Raw genomic sequence first — 21,806 nt, forward strand, 5'->3', positions numbered from 1 at the left:
AATTAGCGTAGCTGGCTTAAGGGGCGGGGAATAATTGGCTTTGTGGTACTATTCTTCTACCGTTGATGCCGGCCGACGGAACTTCAAAAGTTAAACGTGCACGCTGGCCACCCACGTTTTCGCGATGATCGGCTTCTATTTTATAGCGTTTACCGCGTTCCAGAAATATTTTGGCGGTACGGCTATCCTTATCCCACTCGGTAGTGAAATCATTAATAATGGCCTTGCCATCTATATATAATCTTGATCCGTCGTCCCATTCGTTCTGCCAGAACACGTATTCACCCCGAACGGGTGCAAGGAACTCGCCAGTCCACCTGGTCGAGAAATTATCATGACTTATACTTGGTATGGCGGCTTGCCAAACCCCGTCATTAGGCCAATCAATAGTGGGTTCTATTTGTACCAGATCGGGCTTTCTGCCATCAAAATCAAGCAGTTGGTTGTTTGAAAAGTACTCCGCTTTTAAGCCTGTTCCGTTTCCGGTGATGTAAGAGTTATTATCAAGGTTAACCTCTGGCTCCACCAAAACGATCAACTTGCTTTTTATTGGATGCAATATATGTTTTGACGGATTAACCAAACTCACCACAAAACCAAAACGTTTATTGGCAACTATATTGGCATCAAAAACAGGCCATCCTATTGATAAGCGTACCACCGCTGTACTGGCGTTGGAATTTACCCTAATCAGGGTATCAATAGAAAATTGATCGGGGTTAAGTGCGATAGTGTTATCAGGCAGCACTTTTTTACTTACCAAAGTTGTAATGGTATCCATGTTTAATTTCACATGAACATTAAACGCACCGGCCGGTACACCTGCCAGGTTTACAGTTAACGGAATAGTGATACCTGCAGGCGACGTAGTGTAGTTTTTCTGATAGTCAACATCCATAATGCCACCGCCATTCAAAAGCGACACATAATGAATATCACTCTCTTTAATAAGCTTTTTGGTATCAAGCACCACCAGGATATTTGATTGCGATCCTTTAATTTGGTTGCCTTTACCCGGATTCGTAAGCTTAAATGCAAAAGCTATGTTTTTGCCATAGTTAGCTTCTATGGCCGATAACCTGACGCTGGCAACGGCAGTTGCTGTATCTGACCCAAATGCTACATTGATTACGCCGGGATAATCAATTGCACCCGCAGGTAATACCACTGTATTTTTAAGTGTACCATTTGCTATCAGTTTGGTTACCGTATCATTATTAAATGTTATACCTACCTGGAATGCTTTGGTTGCCGGTCCTGATAAGGATATTTTAAATGGAACTTTAACTATTTCGTTACCAGCAGTTGCATCACCAGTATTGGCTCCTGCGCCGGAAACGTTTCTGTCGGTATTTTGAATTGGCTTCAGCTCATCAAGATCATTTTGCTTGCAGGCTCCCGCTATCAGGGCAATTAACCCGATAAACAAGATATATCTGTATTTTTTCATCATCAAATATTTTAGTTTGTAATGGTTAAATTTACTGATCAAGCCAAACGCGGCCGTCAAGCCCCCAGGCCTGCCTGTTAGGTATTCTGAACCAGTTTATTATTTGTGCCGGAATATCTGCCGTTTGCGGAACAAATATGGCCAGTGCCCCTGCCGGCGGCGGACAAATCAGATCATTAAAATCTTCCCATTGATAAGGGCCTTTTAATTGAAAGTCGCGGGCCTGCGGGCCAACATCCCTGATCTTGTCGCCCTGGCCATCTGTGCCCGGCCAATATGCTGCCAAAAAGGTATAATAAGGATGACCTTCGCTAATGGATGTTTCGCAGGCATAATTTCCAATCACGGCATCGGGTACGTCGACCTTGAAAAATCTGATGTCGGTTACATACACATCAGGTGTACCATGCCCGGTACCATTTAAATAGCCTAACTTTAAAGGGCTACTGTTACTAAAACTTCCTGATGAGGTTACATCCAGCTCATTATTAAAAACCCCGTCGGTATACGTTCTGATATATCGTCTGCCCGCGCGTATTTCACATTTAACCGACAGGTTTTGCCATCTGCCCTTTTGTAAATCGCCGCCACGGCATTGATGATAATCGTTATCCTTAGTCCCCCGGTATTCAAAATACCAGTAAGCATCTTCCAGATAAATCACCCAGCCAACACCCGGATGACCTGCCGACCATTGCGCTCTTTTCCCGAGAATACTTGGCCAAAAGAATTTATCCTCATTCTTCTTAACTTTTAGCTCGATGGTGAACTTGGTAGTATCATCGATGTTAAAGATATCAGCTGTATCTATCTCGGCTCTCACTCCCGTATCTTTCAAACGTACTGTGCGCCCCAAATACCTGTTGCCGGTAAATGGTTTACCTATTATTCTTTGTTTATATTTTGGATTGTAATAGATAGTAAATGTATTGGCGGCGGTGTTACTGAAAACTGTATTATCGTTCTCGGTAACCGGGATATTGAATTTACCACCACCGCTCGACGCAATCACTACCAGCCAATCTTCATTGGCATAATTTTTCCTTTTTTCAGGGCATTAATAATCTCACCTACGTAACCGTCAAATTTTTCGATAGAAGCTTTGTATTGCGACGATGAATTGTCGAATCCATATTTGACACCTGCTTCTTTAATATCATTAAAATGGCCAACTATCAATTGTGCCGTGTCGGTATTCAGGTCATTAACTACAGCTGTTTTAATTTGCTCATCAGTACTATACAACTCGCTTACGGCAGCACCCTGTGTTAACTTATTTTTAAAAATAGCCGAGGAGGAAAAAGAAACGATTTTGGCATTTGGTCTTTCTTCTTTTATCCTTTCAAAAAACACAGGATAAGTTGCCAGGTTGTTGCCGGCAAAATCATCCGACAAGATCTTGTGCTTTTCTTTTTTACGCCGGTTAGCATATTGGCCCAGTTGCTTACATCGCGGGTCGAGTCCGGATCGCTCAATGCAACCCAACTGTAAATTGAACTGGGCAGTAATGCTTTAATATTAGGCACATTGGCACTATTTACTGATGAGCCCCGTGCCCCGTCAACAATCAGGTACAAAACCTTACGTTCGCCGGATGTTGCTTTGGCGGTATCAGTATAATTTTTATCGGGCAGCGTGCGCACAAAATCCTTATTACATGATATTGTAGCAACAGCCAATGCACAAATAATTGAAAAAATGATCTGTTTGTATTTTTTCCTGTTCTGCATTTCTTTATAGATTATAAGTTCAATTAAAATTTATTCGATGGTAACGCGTATAATATTGCTAACCTGAATATTATCAAAATGGTCAAAACCACCAATCAGCAATAACGCCCGCTTTCCATCAGTCGATTTGGTTTCAATGATATCAGACAATGTACCTGAAAATGGTCCTGTAGTATTGTAATTCCCGGCAAGTTCACCTTTGGTATTTAGTACCATAAAACCATTGCGGGTAACGTTATTATACTTTTTAAAGCTGCCACTAACTACTACCAGTCCATCATTAAGCTGCCGGGCAAAACCAGGATAGCCTCCCTCAAATGTTTTAGCTACGAAAGTTTGATCAAGACTACCATCCAAATTAATCAGCGCCATGCTGATGGCCGGTTTGCCATCGTATGTTCTGAATATCCCTGTTATCAGGTATTTTTTGGTTACCGGGTTGTACGTTAAAGATGAAATGCTATTATCGGTACCTGTCCCGGTTTTAAATGAGTCGTCTATGTTTCCATCGGCACTTAAGCGAATTAAACGGCCTGCGTTTTTTTGATCAAACGTGGTAAAACTTCCAAACAGCACCAGTTTTTCCAGCTGATCAGCGTCGGTATGCATGTACGAGTCAACAGGGCCGTTTGCCGAAGGCAAGCCTTTGTTTGTCGCTATGTTAAAACGATAGGTTTTGTCAAGTGTCCCATCCAGGTTAAAACGGGCTATCTGCCGGATCTCCGTACTGTCAAGAATCACCGTGTCACGGGTAAAATCATGATTATGTTCGGTATAAACCCGTCTTACATAATATCTGAAACTCCCTGTTGCCAGTATTTTGTTCTGATGCTTGTATATTTTAGATATATAGTCGTTAGTACCGCCATTAAACTTCGGAAAATATTTGGTTGTATCTGTTTGGGACGGGCGCCTGTAGGTTTTTACGCCAATGGTATCAATACTGCCATCAACATTTAAAGTGGTAATATTACTAATGTTTTCTGTGCGCTGATTGTAGCCGCTAAATCCTCCGGCTATCACATATTTTCCACCGAGTTCTATTACTCTCGATAATGATCCGTTTGCTGCCTTACCCGTGCGGAAAGTGCGGTCAAACTCGCCATCTGCCGATGTTCTTACAATGCGGTTAAGCGGGGTGATAATCCCTTTATTATCATAATTGGTAAACCAACCCAGCACCAGGTTCCGGCCATCGGCAAGAGGATACACCTGGTTTACATTGCCATTTGCTCCGGCAGTTGCCCTGAAAGAAGGATCGATATTAATCAATCCGGATACCTTAAATACCGGCCCGAGCACTAACTGATCGTCAATTGCTATTGACGTAATACCTGTGCTGCCAAATGGTGGAACTTTTACCTTAATAGTTGATTCAGTTACTTCGGTAACCTGGCCGGGTTCGCCGTTAAACATGAACTTTATTTTGCCTTTGTAAGGAATAAGTCCGGTGGCTTTGAATGTTACCTCGGTACCCACCGTCCCATTTGCCGGTGCAGGTATTGCATCGCGGCTAAGGATGACGCCCAATGGTGGCTTTCCCTCCCCATAGGGGTCAGAATAAACTGTCTTATCCTTTTTGCAAGCTTCTATTATGAGCACCAGCAGGATAAACGTGATGATATAGTTAAGTCTTCTCATATTCAATTTATTATCATTGAAAGAATATTGTTAATAATGTTTTACTCAGAATGATGAAGGCCTGCAAAGTATATTTCCTCATAAAAGTCGTACCGGTTAAACCCAAAATAGGCTCCGTCATATTGCAGGGTATGTACTATCCCGTTCGTAGGTTTGATATCAGATGACGAGAACCTTATTACCGAAAACCACGTTTTGCGCATTATTAATGTCATAGATATAACTGATTATCAATGTACGCGGACCAATGTATTTGATGTTGTTCGCGTCGTCATATATCACACCAATATTCACCACATCGCCGCTGTATGAATAATAAAGCGCTCCGGGATACTGATTTTGCAGGTTAAAATCTATTTGCGGATAATCTTTAAGCCGGTTGATCCCCTTGAACATATACCGTTGCAGATATTTTTTCCATATGGCAGAGTCGATGTCCGACAGCTTTTTCACGGTATCACGACCGGCCTCGTACAAAAATTGATTTAAAGAGCCCCTGGTTTTGTAGTCACCTATGGTTCTTTTTATAACATCATCGTCTGGTGCAAAAAAGGTAAAATCACTTTTGCGGAATGTTTCTTCCATACCAGCCAGTTTTACGATCTGGGCAATGGTATCAAACGGTACTGCTTTATCCTGCAGGTATTGAAGCATATCGGCAGGGTAATCAGCCTTAGCTTTACCTCCGTCTTTATAATACTCATCGCGTTTACAGCCGGTAAGCACCAGTAAAAACCCGGCAAAAACAATAATTATATTTTTCATATTTCTTATCATTACTTTTTAGGAATAGGTTAATTACCTCCGTTAACCCAATACATATTTAATGTCATGAAGGGGTTATTGGCCAGGGCGTTATTGCTGATTGGCCATGTCCAGGCACCACGGTTAAATTTGTCCAGCGTCAATACGTTATATGACCATTCACTGTTCATAATTCTGCGGGTACGTACCAGGTCAAAGTAATGGTGCCCCTCGCCCATCAGTTCCCGCGATCTCTCCAGGAAAATAAAATCCTTAAGGTCTTGGCCCCCGCCTCCGGTATAGCGCGAAGCTTCTGCCCGGTCCCTTACTTTATTCAGCAAAGCAATAGCCTGATCGTCCTGACCGAGTTCCGCCAGCGCTTCTGCACAGAGCAGTATTTCACCTGCGTACCTGAATATCATAAAGGTGTTGTCAGGATTGGCGTCCTCCTCCCCGGTTGCAAATGAATTTTGAGCAAATTTCAGCATCATGAACTTTCCGTTATCGGCGTAGATGTCTGAGTTAAACCAGATTGTAGCGCGCTTGTCAGCCGTACCTGAGTATAGTTTTTGCATATACTCGGCCCTGAAATAGGCAAAGCTTATACGGTGCGTATATTCCGGCCTTTTATATGGATAATGCAGAAACATATCGCCAATAGGGGCAACATTGGTGTTCTGATCGCCATAGTTTATACTGCGATAAAACTCAAACAAACTCTCGTCCGACCGGCCTTTGATAACCGTGGCCCATTCATTGATGGGTAACAGCCTGTAAGCATTGCTCTTAATCAATTCCTGCCCAAGGTCTGCAGTCTCCTGGTAGTACTTGGTTGCATTGGGTTTGTCGAAACCGGCATTCCACATGTTCATGTTCATGATAAGCGCGATAACGCTGCCCCTGCTTGCACGTACCCCTTTTAAAGCAGGATCAGAATAAGTCCAAGGCAAACCGTCCTTATATTTTTTAAGGTCGGCGATGTTTTTGTTTAAAACAGATACCATGTTTTCGCGCGGTAAAGCTGTTGAATGGTAAGCATCGGTATAATAAGGTACGTCGCCATAAAGCCTTACCATAAAGAAGTATGCAAGCCCGCGTATAAAAGCCGCTTCGCCCTCAAACTGCTTTTTTCGCTGTCTGATACGCCGGGCACGCCTGCTTCCAGTTTCGAGATGAGGATGTTGGCACTTTGTATTACCTGGTAATAGCCTGTCCAGTCGGTAATGCGATAAAAGTTGTAAAAATTCCAGGGCGGATTGCCGTTGATAAGCCCAAGCAGGTCATTCCGGCCTAATACCTCTACATATGCACGTGCGGGCCCATTATCTGCCTGAGGTTCAGATAAAACCTCTCCCGAACGATATTCGCCCGTAGCACCAATAAAATGCGTCTCGTTGATCTTGCCAAAAAATGTTCTTGACATATCATAAATATTGGCCACCACATCATCTTTCGATTGGTAAAAATTATTCCCTGTTAGTTTATCAATGGGTTGTACGTTCAGAAACTTTTTACAGGCTGGTAAACACAAGCTTGCTGCCGCTGCTAAAATGTATATAACACTTTTTTTCATGATCTTGAGTTTTATTTACTTGTATTGAGTTCAATATTTAAACCTAAATTATATGTGCGCGGTACCGGGTACCCACTTGATATATCCCGGCCCAGAGAAGTTACGTTTTCGGGGTTGGGGCCATTATATCCCGAAAATGTGACCAGGTTATTGGTTGAGAAATAAACCCTAACGTTATTGAACCCGAACCTTCGTACAAACTTTTTGTCGAACATGTAGGATAGTGTAACCGTGTTGATCTTTAGGTATGAACCTTCTTCCTGCCACAAATTTTGATCGGAACGAAGTGGCCTGATCTGATTGAACCTCGAAAACGAATAGGGATTAGGATACTTGGATTGATCACCCGGTTTTCGCCATATATCCAGATCGTCCAATGGAACTGCTGCCAGCAGGGCGTAAGGATCTCTCATGATCGACAACCTGTCTGATAACGCGTTATTTAATATTGTTCTCTTGGCGGTATAGGAGGCATAAATATTTAATCCAAAATTTTTGTAGTTGATATTTGTCGATATACCACCGGTAATTAAAGGTTGTGAGTTACCGGTTATTTCATAATCCCGGTCATCGAGGATGTAATCGCCGTTAACATCTTTAAACCTCGGGTCGCCGCCTTTAAAGGCAAGCCCGCTGGTTTGGTATTTTTTACCGGTTACAGGGTCTACCGGTACATCACCATCGGTTGAATAAACACCCTGGTTAACCAGCAGGTAATTTGACAATGTATTTTTACCTACCCTGAAAACAATGTGCTGATAGTTATTATAATCAAATTTGATGTATTGTCCGTTGTATTCGGCGGGTAACCTCAATAGGTAATCGCGGTTAATAGCGCCATTGAATGATACCGTCCAGTTAAAATCCTTGCCGGTTAAAGGCCTTAACGTTAGCATCAGCTCATACCCATAATCGGCAATGGATACGTCATTGCTGGATTTTTTCTGAAAACCTGTACTATTAGGTAAAAATCGGTCAAAAAGTAAGTTATCAACCTTTTTGTAATAAGTGTCAAAAGTCAGGTCGACTTTACCCTGCAAAATCGTCATGTCAAACCCAAGGTTGTACTGCGTAGTGGTAGTAGGCTTTAATGCCGGGTTAGGCACAAATTCATAATTAATACCAATGGTTGGATTATTGTTGAAATTGCCATTAAGGTTATACAAGCCATAAATGCTTTGCAAACTGCCAGTTGGTACGATATTTTGACCCCAAGTTAACCTTAAACCTCCTGAAGTGAGCCAATCCCAATTTTTAAACCAGTTTTCCTTGTAGTAATTCCACCTGAAACCGGCTGCAGGATTTTTGGAATACGGATTCTCTAAGCCATTTGAGGATGTACCATCTAAGCGGTATGATAACTCCAGTACATACTTCTTTTTATAATCGTAGTTAAAGGAGCCTGCAAATGAGGCGATGGTTGCATTTTTAAAGTTCGACAATACACCTCCGCCTCTTGAGTTATATGGGTCCGACCCTACTGGCCCCTGCAATTGATCATTAGGTATACGGTTTTGCCTGATGATACCGCTTTGGCCACCTTGTTTATATATTTCATTAAACGTATTAATGAATATCGTATGGTCGGCGCTGAATGTTTTGGCATAAGTAAGTGCATTACGGTTATATAATGTGAAATTACGGCCCTCATAATCATATACCTGCGCAAACTGAGCATTTGCAGCTGCGGGAGTGAAGGTTGATTCTGCATCTGAGGTATAATCATAACTGATGCTTGAGGATAGTGCCAGCCCCGGTATAAACTCATAACGACCATCAATATTGGTACGGATATTTCTTGTGCTGTTACTGTTTTGGGTTTGTAAAGCAGATGTTACGCCATCTGGTGAGAGATAAAATGAAGGAGGCGGCAGCAGTGTAGATGCCTGACCGTTCGAGGCCACTCCTTGTTGCAGTAAGCCCACACCATTGCCCTTAGCCTGGCTTCCCAACGAGCCGAACAATGAACCAAAGAACCTGAATTTATCATTTGGCTTAAACTCCATGTTCATATTCAGGTTATACCTGTCGAAACCGGTGTTTTTGATCACGCCTTTTTCCGAATAAAGCCCCATGTTCACTTTGTAGTTAAAACGGTCGTTGCCTCCGTCTAAGGCTACGTTATGGCTTTGGTTATGCGTTGTACCATAAAAAATAGACTGCCAGTTTGTTGAGTTGTTCCAATATGCGTTCAAACTATCAGCCAGGAACCCGGTTTGCCCTAATTTCCTTAACTCATCAATAATTGTTGCATTGGATAATATCTGCTGAATTTTTGCCCGGCGTTCGGAATTACCACCCAGTGTTGCACGCAGCTGTGGGACGGCGTTAACGAAGAAGTTGCCGGTATACCTTACCCGGGGTACTTTAGAATTTCCACGCTTGGTAGTTATGATGATTACGCCATAAGCCCCCCTTGATCCATACATGGAAGTTGCCTGCGCATCCTTCATGATCTGTATGCTTTGGATATCCTCTATCGGGATCAATGATAACGGGCTTACCCCCGGCCCCTGCGTTTGAAAACCAAATTCAGCAGCCTTATCCGCATCTAAAGGTACCCCATCAATAATATACAGGGGGGATGTAGGTTGCAAGAACGATTCACTACCGCTACCGGATACACTCAGGGCTGATAAACCACGCACCTGAACGGAACCCCTGAAACCTGGAGCACCAGTATTGTTCTGAACGTTTAAACCAGCTACTTTTCCCTGTAGCAGGTTTTCGACGTTTGATGCCGGCACATCCTGGATGTCCTTTTGGGTTAAGGTAACCGCAGCGCCTGGTGATGATTCTTTATTCCTGTTTTGGTAGGCCACAATAATTACTTCATTAAGGCCCTTTTTGTCTTCAGTCAGCGTTACAGTTATGTTTTTTTGGCCGGGCTCAAGTTTTACTTTTTCCGTAACAAAACCTACAAACGTAAAAGTAAGTGTGCTGTTAGCCGGTACAGAAACGGTAAACTTTCCCTTATAATCAGTTTGTGTCAGGCCTTTACTGCCCATATATATATTTACACCGGGTAAAATTTTATTGGTAGCTTTTTCAACCACCGTACCGGTAACCGTTATATTTTGTGCTTGTGCATGAACATCTGCGCAGAATAAGATCGTGCAAACAGCAAGCACTATATAAAATAGTATGTGTTTTCTCATGGTGATAAGTTTTAATTCGGTTATTCGTCTTCAAACTTTGGATTGTCCTTCAAAAAATGGAACACTATCTCCCAGTCGCCTTTTTTGTATATAGCGAAATCTATCCCGAAGCTTGCCACTACCCTACTGCCGCCAAAACCAATTCGCGAATATTTAAATTCGGCATGGTCCCTGGTTCCTCCGGGAGCATATACAGTTGGTATTTCAACTAAAGGAATAGGATATGCAACATCGTATTGTACATATGTTGTAGTTTTTTGCATGTTGAAGCCATGCACTATTTTATCCCAGGTAGTTTCGTTAAACAGGGCCGGATTCATCTCTACTGAGTCTTTGTTCAGAAACTTAAACCTTAACGAATTTCCCGTACCGCCGGTAAACGGGCGGATATAAACCACCACATCCTTTTTATCGTCATTACTCTGCAGCGGGATGTCGGTTACCTGGCCTATTACCCCGTTTAAAAATGGCCTGATGTAGTTTCGGCTGGCCGGATTATATGGCGTTTTGGGATGAGGCGCAGGCATGCCGGAGTAAATGTTAAAGTCATCAGAAGGCTCATAAGGACGCTCGCGGAATGGGCGTACCTGCAGGTCGCGAATTATAGTACTGCCACCCGTGTTGGTTATTTTTATGTCAAAATAGCGCGTATCCTGCGGAAAATTGGTACTATCAGACGGCCTGGGCTTGATCAGCTCATTATTGGAAGAAGCCCACATAATGAACTCGCCCGACGAGCGCACTTCAAATAAAGGGTGATCTTCCAGCTTGCGTTTTGCCTCTATCTCGGCCAGGCTCTTTTCAAGCCCGTTGTAGGGCGCTGTCCATACATATGTTGGCCTTTTTTGAAAAAGATCTGTTACAGGCTTACCGTCACCAAAACGCGCGTTGATGATCTCAAACTTTAATGGCTGGGTTGAGTTATCTCCATTAAACCCGCCCATTAAAGTGGTTCGGCCTAAAATCGGTTCAAAAACTTTATTGCTGTAGTTTACATTCGAACTCAGATAATCTTTTTCATCGGGAATGCCATACATCTTCTTGCAACTACTGAGCGCGACTGCAGCAAATAGTAGAGCTACAGATCCCATTTTTATGAATGTTTGCATCTCTTTTCGTTTTTTTAATGTATTGATATTTTGATCTTCCATGCCTTATTTTACTTTATTGATGGTCCATTCGGCCAGTTGGAAAAGGCCCCGTCACGCAGCTCGGAAATATCCACCCGGTAGAATTTATAAGCGGTGGCGTTAGGGCACCTGAAAACTTTGGTCTGGTATCGTTCTTCGAAGAAGAAGTTACTCCGGCGATCTAATTCCGTCCAGGTTTTGCCGTCATTTGAGCCTTCATAAGTCCAGGCCCTGGGGTCTCGTTCAGGTGCATCATTGGCAGATGTGAGCGTATACACCCCTGATACGGCAGGCTCATTTAGCTCAAACTGCATCCATAACCGTCCCTGAAGTTCGGCCAGGAACTTGGTATGATCGTCGCCGTCAATTACTTTTTTAGAGCCTTCGCCATTATCCGGACCGCCATTGTTATCTCTCAAAACGGTAAGCTTGCCACCTATCAGGGTCATCAGGTTTGGCGGTGGCGGAACAAAGGTTAATCGGGATACAAATTCATCAAAACCGAAAATGTGATCGGGACTTACCACATGAACAATACCATTTTTGGTGCTGATATTATTGGAGCCGGTGGTAGTGGTTGACCAGTTTCTGATAAACTTGCTGCGTTTGGTATTGCTAAACTCAATAAGATCCGGGCCGCCACCGGTAAGGCCGGAAGCTGATATTTTGGAAACCTTGCCATGCATAGGATATCCGAAACGTACGCTGAAAAGATCAAGCCCGTCCTGCAGCAGCAGGGAATCAGTTGTACGTTTACCCCTGATAATATAATATGAAACCATGGTGTCCAACTGCACGCCATCAATTTTTGCCAAAAACAGCGGATCTTTGTCGCTTTGCCTTCTTAATGTATTCAGGTTATTAATTGCCAGCTGAAAACTTGGATTAGTAACCGCAAAAAGGGTAACATTGCTGTCCATGAGCGTTTGCTGCAGTCCCATCCGGTTGACTACCGCCAGTAATGAATCATATACACCGGGCTTGCTTTTTAAATACTCATAAGTATTACCCGCAAATTTTGAGTTGGTGCCTGTAGCGTCATGGTAGCCGCCATCCTTTTTGCAGGCAGTTTGCAACAGGGCTGCAATCAACACCGGCGTTAAGGCACTCATATATTTTTTTAACTTTTTCATATATGGTCAGTTTATTTCCAGAATGGGTTTTGGGTTAACAGATTGTTTTGAGCGATGAGCTTACGCGAAACAGGCCAGTATATCCCCTGCGAATTGATGAGTTTCATGAATGCCGGGTTGTTTTGCTTGATTTTATTATAGCGTACCAGGTCATACCAGCGATGTCCCTCTCCCATCAATTCGCGATGGCGCTCCTTAAATATCAAATCAATAATGTCCTGGTCGCTGTCTATCGTAAGATCTCCCATCCCCCGGCGGGTCATGATATTAAAAACTTCATTTTCGGCCCCGTTCACATCCCCTAAAACAGCCAATGCCTCGGCCCGGAGTAATACGATATCCTCTATCCTTGTAAAGATCAAAGCACTGGTGAAGTATCGGAAGTTAGGATCAGAAACGCCCCCCAGTATCACTTTTATTTTGCTAAAAATGGGGTACTTGCCATTGATATTGGTGAAGTACCTTTCGGTACGGGGCTGACCAAGCGTATCTATACTAAAGCGCTCATCCTTTGGCAAGTCAAATATTTTCAGGATAGTATCTTTAGGCATGTAGATATCCGGCACTTTTTTATTCACCACGGGTTCGGCCAGGGTTAACTCTTCCAGGTGGCCTGTTACCGACCCGTCAATATGCCCCCAGTCAGAGTTAAAACCAAACATCTGGCTGGTGTTTTTATTGAAAAAGAACCCGTTTGATTTGGTCAGATCTTCAGTGCTTTGAAAATTGATGCCGCTTTTACCATAATTATCTTCAACAAACTTGGTATAGGTAGCTACATCGGTATAATTACCTTGCCAGGCCGCCAAATGAGCCAGGACCGCATAAGCTGAGTTCTTTGTAGCTAAAGCACCTCCCCAGCGGGTAGCATCTTCATTATAGTAATTGCCGGGCTGCTGCACATCGTTGTTACTGTATACAAATGGCAGATCAGCTGCGGCTTTAAGCATTTCCTGCTGCGCCCATACTAATATTTTGCTGCCGCTTTCGCGGGGCTGATTTTCAAACTTGCCATCGTGGGATGAGGTAATGAATGGTACATCTCCCCAAATCCTTACCATATAGAAATAGGTAAAGGCCCTTAAAAAACGTACCTGGGCAACATCAACTATCAAATAGTTTTCTGTATAGCGCTTATCGGCGGCTTTTACATCGCCAATACGTTCAAGGAAAATATTCGCAGCATTAATTATGGCGTAAAATCTCGTCCAGTCGCTCAAGGCGTCAACAGTTGGGTATGAGGCGTTGAGCTGATTACTTGCAATTGCTTTCAGGTCCTGCCGGTTCGGACTAATAAATTCGCCTGTACGTACATCGCCATAAAGCCAGTGACCATCGTTGTCAGATAAGGCTGCACGGGTAAGTGCATACACTCCTAATAAGCCCGCACGTGCATCTTCAAGCTTATTCCACATGTTTTTTTCGCCCACAACCCTTGTTGAATCAATATCCAGGGTTTTATTACAGCTTGTTATTGCCGCAGTAAACAGGGCCAGGACGATACATAATGTCTTTTTCATTTTTACAACATGATTTTTGTGATCGTTTTTCATATCATAATTCCATTTTTACACCCAGGGTATATGTTCGTGGTATAGGCAGGCCGTAACCGGTATCATAGCCATCATAATTCACCAATTCAGGATCCTGACCGGTATAAGGGGTTATAGTAAACACATTATTTGCGGTGGCATATACATAAAACCTGGTTAGCTTGATTTTCTTTAAGCGCATTGCTTTGGTTAGGTCATACCCAATGGAAACGGTTCTTAATTTCAGGAATGAAGCATTTTCAAGAAAAAGGTCCTGATCAACGCGATATGGGATAACAGTACTCCATGGGTTATACAGTGGGTATTTGCTATAGTCTCCGCGTTTTTCCCAAAATGTGATCTCTTTAACAGAGTTTACATCGCTGTTACCTTCCCGGTTAATAAAATCAAACCGGTTGGCCATTTCCTGGTGTATAAGGTCGCGCCCCAGGTTGAAATAGAGATTGACATTTAAATTCCAGTTGCCGTATCTGAAATTATTATCATAACCACCTGAAATTTTTGGTAAAGAATGTCCCTTTAATACCTTATCGTTATTATCGATTACATTGTCGCCATTGATATCACGCCATCTGGGATCGCCGGCATGCAGGGCGATGCCATTGTACTTAAGTGGCTGCCCATTTACAACGGGTACTTCGCTTTCCGCTTTATAAATGCCATCATTTACCAGTAACCAATACTGATCAACCGGGCTCCCTACCTTTAAAAGCCTGTTATCAATAATGATCTGATTTAAGCCCCTTGGCAATGCTTTGAGCTTATTGACATTATGATTTAGATTCAATGAAGATGTCCATCCAAATTTTGTGTTCCGGATGATATTGGCAGATACAGATACATCTATACCGGTATTGTTTACAGCCATACCGCTCTCAATTGACTGCTTATACCCATACTCCGCAAAAGCGGGAATACCTATCAGCAAATTCTTTTCCTGTTTCAGGTACCAATCAACCGAAAGGTGCAAACGATTATTAAGAAAACCGGCATCTGTGCCTATATTAAGCTGATTAGAATATGACCATGGTATGCCATAACCAATCCAACCGGTAGAGTAAGGCCTGGTAAGCACACCAAAAGCGTTATAGCCAGGTACGGTTAAGTTACCTGTATACCCTACCGATGCTGTATACTGAGGCCCCTGCGCATAGTTGTCAAAGGCATTAAGACGGCCGATCCTCCCTGCGCTTGCACGCAAAATAAGGTCGTTTATAATAGTGCTATTATCTAATACCTCCTTCTTAATGTTCCAGGCTGCAGATAATACCGGCGAATAGAACCACCGGCTGGTAGGCTGAGCATTTGACGATCCATCAGCACGTACCGTTGCGGACAGAAAGTATTTTTCTTTGAATGAATAATCCGTTTTTGCATAAAACGAAACCAGGTTATGCTTGATCTTATCCAGAAAACGATAGGTCAATTCGCGGGGAAGGCTGTTGAATTGAGATAGTTAGGGTTATCAGACCCGTCCGGGTTTTTCGGGTTTGAATCCAGGAGGTTTATCTTAATATAGTCATTCACTCCTTTGTATGCATAGGCGTTGCTGTACTTATAAATGTCCCATTGCGTTGATTGCCCCAGTTCAAAATGGAAATCGTTCACTTTATTTACTGTCAGATCATAGGTTGCCCTGTTATCAGCCATTATCCTTTGGCTAAAGCCAAAATAATTGGAAGCATAGCTGTTGCCCTGCAAAAGCGTGCGCGCATAAAACACATCGCGGTAGCCTTCATTATAATCTAAATTGAAGGTGGTTACGAATTTAAATTTTCCGAGATCGATACCTATTTTGGCATAGCCGTCAACAATATTTGTTTTGTTGTTATCGAAGCCTTTTTTGTACTGCGCCAGGTAGTCGGCATAAAATTCTTTGTTTGGTGGTAGCGGGGCGCTGAGATCTGGGAAATAGTTGATTTGGGCAAATCTGTCGCGGAGATACCTGTTTCGTTGCCGCTCAATCCGGTTGGCATTTACCATAGCCGAAAAAAGTAGCCATTTGATAGGTTTCATATTAATGTTGAACATAGCGCTATATCGGTTTAGCACTGTTCCATCAGCAACACCATTATTCTTCAGATCCCCCAATGAGAAACGGAAGTTAGCACGATCTGTGCCCCCGGAAATTCCAAAATTAATACCATAAACTGCAGCATTACGATAGTAAAGATCGCTCCAGTCTGATTTCCCGCTATAAACATTGTTTAATGAATCGCTCAGGTAGATGGGATAGTTCTCATCATCAGAGTATCTGCCATTGGTAGTATAAAGGTCGTAAAAACGCTGTCTGAAAGCATTTTCATACTTACCGTTTATAGTGGTTACATGCGGCCGCTGTGCCAAACCTATATACGAATCAAAGGTGATGCTTTTAGCGGCAATAGGGGTTTTAGAGGTTAAAACGATAACACCATTAACAGCACGAGGCCCATAAACCGCCGTGGCCGACAGATCTTTTAACACTTCAACCGAGGCTATATTATTCATATCAATACCAGCAAATGGGTTGGTGGCTGTTCCCATCCTGTTATAGTTATATAGCTGTATATCATATGCAAATGGGTGTTCTGTTACAAGCGGAATACCATCCAGTACAACCAGTGGCTGCGATTGGTAAACATCCCTTGGAGAAAGAAGCGGCATGGGCGCCCCTCTCATAAACATATTTTGAACGGTACCGGGTTCGCCCGAAGGTTCCTGTATATACAGCCCTGCAAATTGCCCTTTTAACAATTGCTGCAGGGAAACAGCCGGGAATTTGGATAGATCATAAGGCTTTTTGGTAACACTATCTGCCAGCTTATTATAAAGGGTATGCTTTATAATAATATTCATGCTGTCTTTTAATAATGAATCTTTTGCCGTTGTATCCCGACGGACGTAAGGCTTACTATAAAAAGGACGTTTTACTTTGCTTTTTCTGCCCTCATTCCCCTTAGCTAAGCCTGTAAGTGCATTTGTGGCAATTGCTGCGAAAACCACAAAGCACAGCCATAAGTATCGCATAATGAATGGATCTTTTAGATTGTAAAATAATTTTTGATTTAACGGGCCATGTGCTTTTATGCCTGCAAACGAGTTATGCAGATGACATGCACCTTTAGATTAAGTAGAATGTAATTCTTTTTCCATAGCGCTGATTTACAAGCGAAAAGAACAGAAATCAAAAATAACCGGCAGGAATATTTTTGATAGCGGCGCATAGCTATACACCCCCAGGTTTGCCATCAAAAATGACCATACCCAAGCGTTCTTTTCACTTTTGGTGATTAGGTTAATTAATAAAATTCTTGATACCTAAAATCTCAGCAAGAGATTTTTCCGAAGGATCAACCCCGTCAGATGATAGGCTTCTGAAAGATGAGGTACAGGTAAATAATGTTTTTCATGTCAGTGATATTGGTTAATTTAATAATTACATAAATCTCAAAACAAGCAGTTCAGGTAGCTTAAACGATTAAGTAATAAAGTATTTTTCACAATTGGTTTTAACAAATATAATTAAGAAAAACGTTTTACCAAGTAATATCAAAAAAATAATAAACTTTTATTATTTCAAGTAGCAACAATCGATCTCCATTGAAAAAATGACAAAAAAATCAACAAAAACTTTAGGTTTTTTCACAAAATATCAATAGTGCAGCCAGTAAAATCCTGATAAAATGTTAAAAAATCATGTTCCAACCAATTAAAATCAGCCATAAAATGTAAGAATTACATTTTTAGTTAAGTACTGCAACCTGCACTTCATATTCTTGCCCCGGCAATAGGTCTTTTCCGTTCTTTGTTTTCGATATTGCTTGCTCACTTTCTGCGAATTAAGTCCATCGGTTATAACTGCACACCGCTTCCCGGCGTGACCATCATTCACCTTTGGAAATATCAAAATGCGGGGATATTAGGCCGGACAGACGGACATCCACCGGTAAACCAATCATGTATATATTAAGATTGAAAAATTTATAGCCGCCGGAATAGCATACCGAAAAATTAAATAAAAACCGGGCAAAGATAAAATTATTGTAATGGGGTTATATCATCTTATTTTGTTACTCTTGGGCCCGAAGGCAAAAAATACAACCAGCCAAAACCGATTAGGAAAAGAATTGATGAGGCGATAAAAGATGGGAAGGCTATATCTGTATTTTTTTCTAACGCGTTATTTAGCGCGGTGTACAATAGCCATACCTGGATACTCACATTTAATATCAGGATCATGATCAATGCCAGCATGAGTGTGTTGGTTTTATTAGGATGTGCCTGATTTTGGGCTTCGCGGAAATTACTCATAACTTAATTATAATGTTTGTAAAGGCTAATGACCTTATGATCTGGATTGACGATTCGGATCCGGTTTGTCGTTATCGGGTTTAAAATCTTTGACGTATACTTCTTCCCCTTTAATCACTACAGTTAAACGGGGTAACGGTCGGGGCGGTGGGCCGGCAAGCACTTCGCCGGTAAAAGCGTCGAACAAGCCATTATGACAAGGACATTCAATTTTTCCGCTGCCGGGTTTATAAAAAACCGCGCAGGATAAATGGGTACATTTTTGTTCATAAGCCCTAAACTCATCATTCTCCATGCGAATAAGAATATAAGGAATAGTACTGCCATTGATCACAAACGAGCGGGTCCCTCCTACCGGAAGTTCGTGCTTCTTACAAACAAAGTGTTCACCCACGATTTTATCCGGCGGAAAAAATTAGCTTTTATGGCAACATACCCGCTTCCAACGGCCAACCCACCAGATACGAGGCATAAAAATTTTGCAAAATCACGTCGGCTTACCTGGGTAGATTCAAGCTGATAGACCGGAAAATCTTCTTTCCAGTGATTATCCTTTTTATCTGTGGCCATAAATAATGTCAGTCTATAATTAATGAAGTACTTCCTTTGGGCATCATGATGTTTACTTTGGTGCTCACACTTTCTTTTCCGAAAATAAAATTGTTAACAGGCGTGCTATTCGGGCGCATCTTTGCAATTTCTTCCCTTGTACCATAATACAGTGCCTGTGTTGGGCAAACGGTGGCACACATCGGTTTTTTGCCCGCGCTGGTTCTGTCGTAACACATATTACATTTCATCATCAGGTCATAGGCCTCATCTTTTTTAGGGACGCCGAAAGGGCATGCCATTACGCAGTTTGAACAGCCTATACACCGTGCTGTATTGGCAGTGTGTACTACGCCAAACTCATCTTTCGTTATAGCATCTGCCGGACAAACGTTAGCGCAAACAGGATCGTCACAATGCATACAAACCTGCACGGTGGTTTGTACGGTAACGGCGCGATCAATATAATTGACATGGATCATAGATTCGTGGCCGTTTGTTTCACACTCTGAACAAGCCATTTCACAGGCTTTGCATCCAATACATCTTTGCATATCTACAAAGAATTCCTGTTCTGTTCTGTAATTGGTTACGGGCATATCTTATAATTTCGGGTTACAATTTATTAAATACTCGCATACGCGCCTGACGCCGTTGACGGCGGCGATATAACGCCCAAAGGCTTCAGGTTACAGGCGCAAACTTTAAACTCCGGGATTTTTGATACCGGATCAAGCGTTGCCGGTGTAAACTGATTTGCCGACTTTTTGCCAGGCCAATGGTAAGGCAAAAAAACAGTGTCGGTGCGGATAGTCTCTACAATATTGGCAGGAAACTCATCTGTACCTCGACGGGTAGATACCTGCACCAGTTCATTTTGTTTAATTCCATATTTCCGGGCAAGTTCCGGGTGTATTTCTAATTTGGGTTCAGGATACAAATCAACCAGTTTACCTATCCTGCGGGTTTGTGTTCCGCTCAGGTATTGTGATACAACCCTGCCGGTTGTTAATATTACCGGGTATTCTTCATCTGTAATTTCACCGGGATCCCGGTAAGTCACCGGGTTAAAGTGGGCTTTACCGTCGGGAGTCGCAAATTTTTTATCTTCCCATAAGCGCGGCGTACCCGGATGATCCAAAGTAGGGCAAGGCCAGAAAACGCCCATTGTGTCTTCAATTTTTTGGTAAGTAATACCATAATAATCCGCAGTGCCGCCTTTTGAAGCAACCCTTAACTCATTGAATAACTCTTCGCTGTTACGATAAGTGAATTTATCTTCGGCACCAAGTCTTTTTGCCAATTCCAATATGATGGATGTATCGCTGCGTGCATGTCCCGGCGGGTTCACGGCTTTGCGGATCCGAACTACACGGCCTTCGGCGGTAGTAACCGTTCCTTCCTCTTCTTCCTGTAATGATCCGGCCAGAATAATATCAGCATGACGGGCGGTTTCATTCATAAAAAAATCAATACAAACATAAAACTCGAGTTTCTCCAGTGCTTCGCGCACATAATTATTATTAGGCAGAGAAACCAACGGATTAAAACAAATGGATAGCAGCCCTTTTACTTCACCCCGGTGAATGGCCTCAATAAGTTCATAGGCGGTGTAACCTTTGCCGGGCATATCTTTTTCATCAATTCCCCAAACCCCGGCTATATACTTTCGGTGTTCAGGATTGGTAATATCACGATTTCCCGGCAGCTGATCACATTTGTGGCCATGCTCTCTCCCCCTGTCCGTTTCCCTGGCCTGTAATAGTACCATAGCCGCAATATGGCTTACCAATACGGCCGGTTGCCAGGACAATATTGATACAGCCAAGCACATTATCTACACCTTTTGAATGATGTTCAATACCTCTGGCGTGTAACAAAAAGCTTGTTTTTGCTTTGCCCCACCATTGTGCTGCCAGTTCAATTTTCGCTTTTTCAATACCGGTAATTTCTTCGGCCCATTCCAGCGTGTAATCCTTAACAGCTGCCAATGCCTTATCAAAATCTGTGGTATGGTTGTCAATAAAATCATGATCGAGCATATCATGATCGGCCAGGTATTTAAGTATTGCGCCGTACAAAGCGGAGTCGGTTCCGGGCCTGACCGGTAAATGCAGATCGGCGGTCCTGGCCAGTGGAATAACCCTGGGGTCAACCACGATTAATTTTGCCCCATGGTCCCGCGCACGCCAAACCCAGTGTGTTAAAGTCGGAAAGGTTTCGCTGATGTTAGCGCCCGCTACAATAATCACTTCCGCCTTCTCCAGGTCGGCATACGTATTTGAGGTGCGGTCGAGTCCGAAAGCTTTTTTATTGCCGGCTCCCGCGCTAACCATACATAAACGACCATTATAATCTAAATTGGCGGTTTTCAATGCTACCCGCGCAAACTTGCCCATCAGGTAGCTTTTTTCATTGGTAAGCGAAACTCCCGACAGCACAGAAAAAGCGTTCTTTCCGTATTTTTCCTGTATCCGTTTTATTTCGGCCACGGTTTTATCCATCGCTTCATCCCACGAAACCGGAGTAAAGCCTACGCCTTCCTTGCGTTGTAAGGGCTGTAAAATCCTGTCTGGATGATTGTTCTGCATATATCGTTGTACGCCTTTTGGGCATAAACGTCCCTGGTTAAAAGGAAACTCCTCCCAGGGGTCAAATCCAACAACTTTATCATTTTTAACCAGTAGCTTTATACCACACTGCATTCCGCAGAAACAGCAATGCGTTTTTACCGCTTTATCCGGCTCATCACGGCCGGCAAAACCTTCGCGGGGAGGATAATTCAAATGCGGGCCAAACTGTTCTATTAGCTTTTCGGGCGAAACTGGTAAATGGGCCATAAATTTGTATTC

At 42.7% G+C, this 21,806-nt stretch carries 19 protein-coding genes; all 19 read right to left on the reverse strand.

What is annotated here, in order from left to right:
• Nucleotides 1-16 precede the first annotated feature (16 nt).
• The 19 genes from ACRQ5D_RS27065 to ACRQ5D_RS27155 all read right to left on the reverse strand — a co-directional run bounded on the left by ACRQ5D_RS27065 (nucleotide 17) and on the right by ACRQ5D_RS27155 (nucleotide 21,794).
• Nucleotides 17-1,450, reverse strand: coding sequence for a PA14 domain-containing protein (locus ACRQ5D_RS27065; protein WP_176844350.1), 1,434 nt, complete (start codon nucleotides 1,448-1,450; stop codon nucleotides 17-19).
• Between the two features lie 31 nt (nucleotides 1,451-1,481).
• Entirely contained in the window at nucleotides 1,482-2,462 is a 981-nt protein-coding gene (locus tag ACRQ5D_RS27070) for a DUF4983 domain-containing protein (protein ID WP_431198427.1), read from the reverse strand.
• Nucleotides 2,462-2,803, reverse strand: a complete 342-nt coding sequence (locus tag ACRQ5D_RS27075) for an alkaline phosphatase family protein (protein ID WP_431198428.1) — start codon at nucleotides 2,801-2,803, stop codon at nucleotides 2,462-2,464. The genes ACRQ5D_RS27070 and ACRQ5D_RS27075 overlap by 1 nt, the downstream gene beginning before the upstream one ends.
• The gene (locus tag ACRQ5D_RS27080; protein WP_431198429.1) at nucleotides 2,785-3,180 is read right to left on the reverse strand and encodes a hypothetical protein; all 396 of its coding nucleotides are present in this window, start codon (nucleotides 3,178-3,180) and stop codon (nucleotides 2,785-2,787) included. Before ACRQ5D_RS27080 ends, ACRQ5D_RS27075 begins: the two co-directional genes overlap by 19 nt.
• 30 nt (nucleotides 3,181-3,210) lie before the next feature.
• Nucleotides 3,211-4,821: a DUF5008 domain-containing protein gene (locus ACRQ5D_RS27085; RefSeq protein ID WP_091162802.1), complete on the reverse strand. Its 1,611-nt coding sequence runs from the start codon at nucleotides 4,819-4,821 to the stop codon at nucleotides 3,211-3,213.
• 159 nt (nucleotides 4,822-4,980) lie between these two features.
• The gene (locus tag ACRQ5D_RS27090) at nucleotides 4,981-5,586 is read right to left on the reverse strand and encodes a hypothetical protein (RefSeq protein WP_431198430.1); all 606 of its coding nucleotides are present in this window, start codon (nucleotides 5,584-5,586) and stop codon (nucleotides 4,981-4,983) included.
• Between the two features lie 29 nt (nucleotides 5,587-5,615).
• Nucleotides 5,616-6,707: a RagB/SusD family nutrient uptake outer membrane protein gene (locus ACRQ5D_RS27095; RefSeq protein WP_431200881.1), complete on the reverse strand. Its 1,092-nt coding sequence runs from the start codon at nucleotides 6,705-6,707 to the stop codon at nucleotides 5,616-5,618.
• Entirely contained in the window at nucleotides 6,635-7,138 is a 504-nt protein-coding gene (locus tag ACRQ5D_RS27100) for a hypothetical protein (protein ID WP_431198431.1), read from the reverse strand. The genes ACRQ5D_RS27095 and ACRQ5D_RS27100 overlap by 73 nt, the downstream gene beginning before the upstream one ends.
• A gap of 11 nt (nucleotides 7,139-7,149) precedes the next feature.
• Entirely contained in the window at nucleotides 7,150-10,296 is a 3,147-nt protein-coding gene (locus ACRQ5D_RS27105; protein WP_091162799.1) for a SusC/RagA family TonB-linked outer membrane protein, read from the reverse strand.
• Nucleotides 10,297-10,316: 20 nt separating this feature from the next.
• Nucleotides 10,317-11,447 (reverse strand): DUF5007 domain-containing protein, encoded by a 1,131-nt coding sequence (locus ACRQ5D_RS27110; protein ID WP_243771468.1) that lies wholly within the window; start codon nucleotides 11,445-11,447, stop codon nucleotides 10,317-10,319.
• 8 nt (nucleotides 11,448-11,455) lie between these two features.
• Nucleotides 11,456-12,559 (reverse strand): discoidin domain-containing protein, encoded by a 1,104-nt coding sequence (locus tag ACRQ5D_RS27115; RefSeq protein ID WP_432327219.1) that lies wholly within the window; start codon nucleotides 12,557-12,559, stop codon nucleotides 11,456-11,458.
• 11 nt (nucleotides 12,560-12,570) lie between these two features.
• Nucleotides 12,571-14,079 carry a RagB/SusD family nutrient uptake outer membrane protein gene (locus ACRQ5D_RS27120; RefSeq protein WP_091162934.1) on the reverse strand — a complete coding sequence of 503 codons (1,509 nt, stop codon included), beginning with the start codon at nucleotides 14,077-14,079 and terminating at the stop codon, nucleotides 12,571-12,573.
• A 34-nt stretch (nucleotides 14,080-14,113) separates the two neighbouring features.
• Nucleotides 14,114-15,538 carry a hypothetical protein gene (locus ACRQ5D_RS27125; protein ID WP_432327221.1) on the reverse strand — a complete coding sequence of 475 codons (1,425 nt, stop codon included), beginning with the start codon at nucleotides 15,536-15,538 and terminating at the stop codon, nucleotides 14,114-14,116.
• Nucleotides 15,535-17,121, reverse strand: coding sequence for a TonB-dependent receptor plug domain-containing protein (locus ACRQ5D_RS27130; RefSeq protein WP_432327223.1), 1,587 nt, complete (start codon nucleotides 17,119-17,121; stop codon nucleotides 15,535-15,537). Before ACRQ5D_RS27130 ends, ACRQ5D_RS27125 begins: the two co-directional genes overlap by 4 nt.
• 1,035 nt (nucleotides 17,122-18,156) lie before the next feature.
• Nucleotides 18,157-18,405, reverse strand: coding sequence for a DUF6755 family protein (locus ACRQ5D_RS27135; RefSeq protein WP_090527418.1), 249 nt, complete (start codon nucleotides 18,403-18,405; stop codon nucleotides 18,157-18,159).
• Between the two features lie 34 nt (nucleotides 18,406-18,439).
• Nucleotides 18,440-18,799: a Rieske (2Fe-2S) protein gene (locus ACRQ5D_RS27140; protein ID WP_431198434.1), complete on the reverse strand. Its 360-nt coding sequence runs from the start codon at nucleotides 18,797-18,799 to the stop codon at nucleotides 18,440-18,442.
• 184 nt (nucleotides 18,800-18,983) lie between these two features.
• The gene (locus ACRQ5D_RS27145) at nucleotides 18,984-19,475 is read right to left on the reverse strand and encodes a 4Fe-4S dicluster domain-containing protein (RefSeq protein ID WP_354437211.1); all 492 of its coding nucleotides are present in this window, start codon (nucleotides 19,473-19,475) and stop codon (nucleotides 18,984-18,986) included.
• A gap of 104 nt (nucleotides 19,476-19,579) precedes the next feature.
• Complete coding sequence (locus ACRQ5D_RS27150) at nucleotides 19,580-20,725, reverse strand: molybdopterin oxidoreductase family protein (RefSeq protein ID WP_431198436.1); 1,146 nt, start codon at nucleotides 20,723-20,725, stop codon at nucleotides 19,580-19,582.
• Nucleotides 20,667-21,794 (reverse strand): molybdopterin oxidoreductase family protein, encoded by a 1,128-nt coding sequence (locus tag ACRQ5D_RS27155; protein WP_431198437.1) that lies wholly within the window; start codon nucleotides 21,792-21,794, stop codon nucleotides 20,667-20,669. Before ACRQ5D_RS27155 ends, ACRQ5D_RS27150 begins: the two co-directional genes overlap by 59 nt.
• Nucleotides 21,795-21,806 lie beyond the last annotated feature (12 nt).

Source organism: Mucilaginibacter sp. P25, from assembly GCF_050859465.1.
In the GTDB taxonomy this organism is placed as follows: domain Bacteria; phylum Bacteroidota; class Bacteroidia; order Sphingobacteriales; family Sphingobacteriaceae; genus Mucilaginibacter; species Mucilaginibacter gossypii.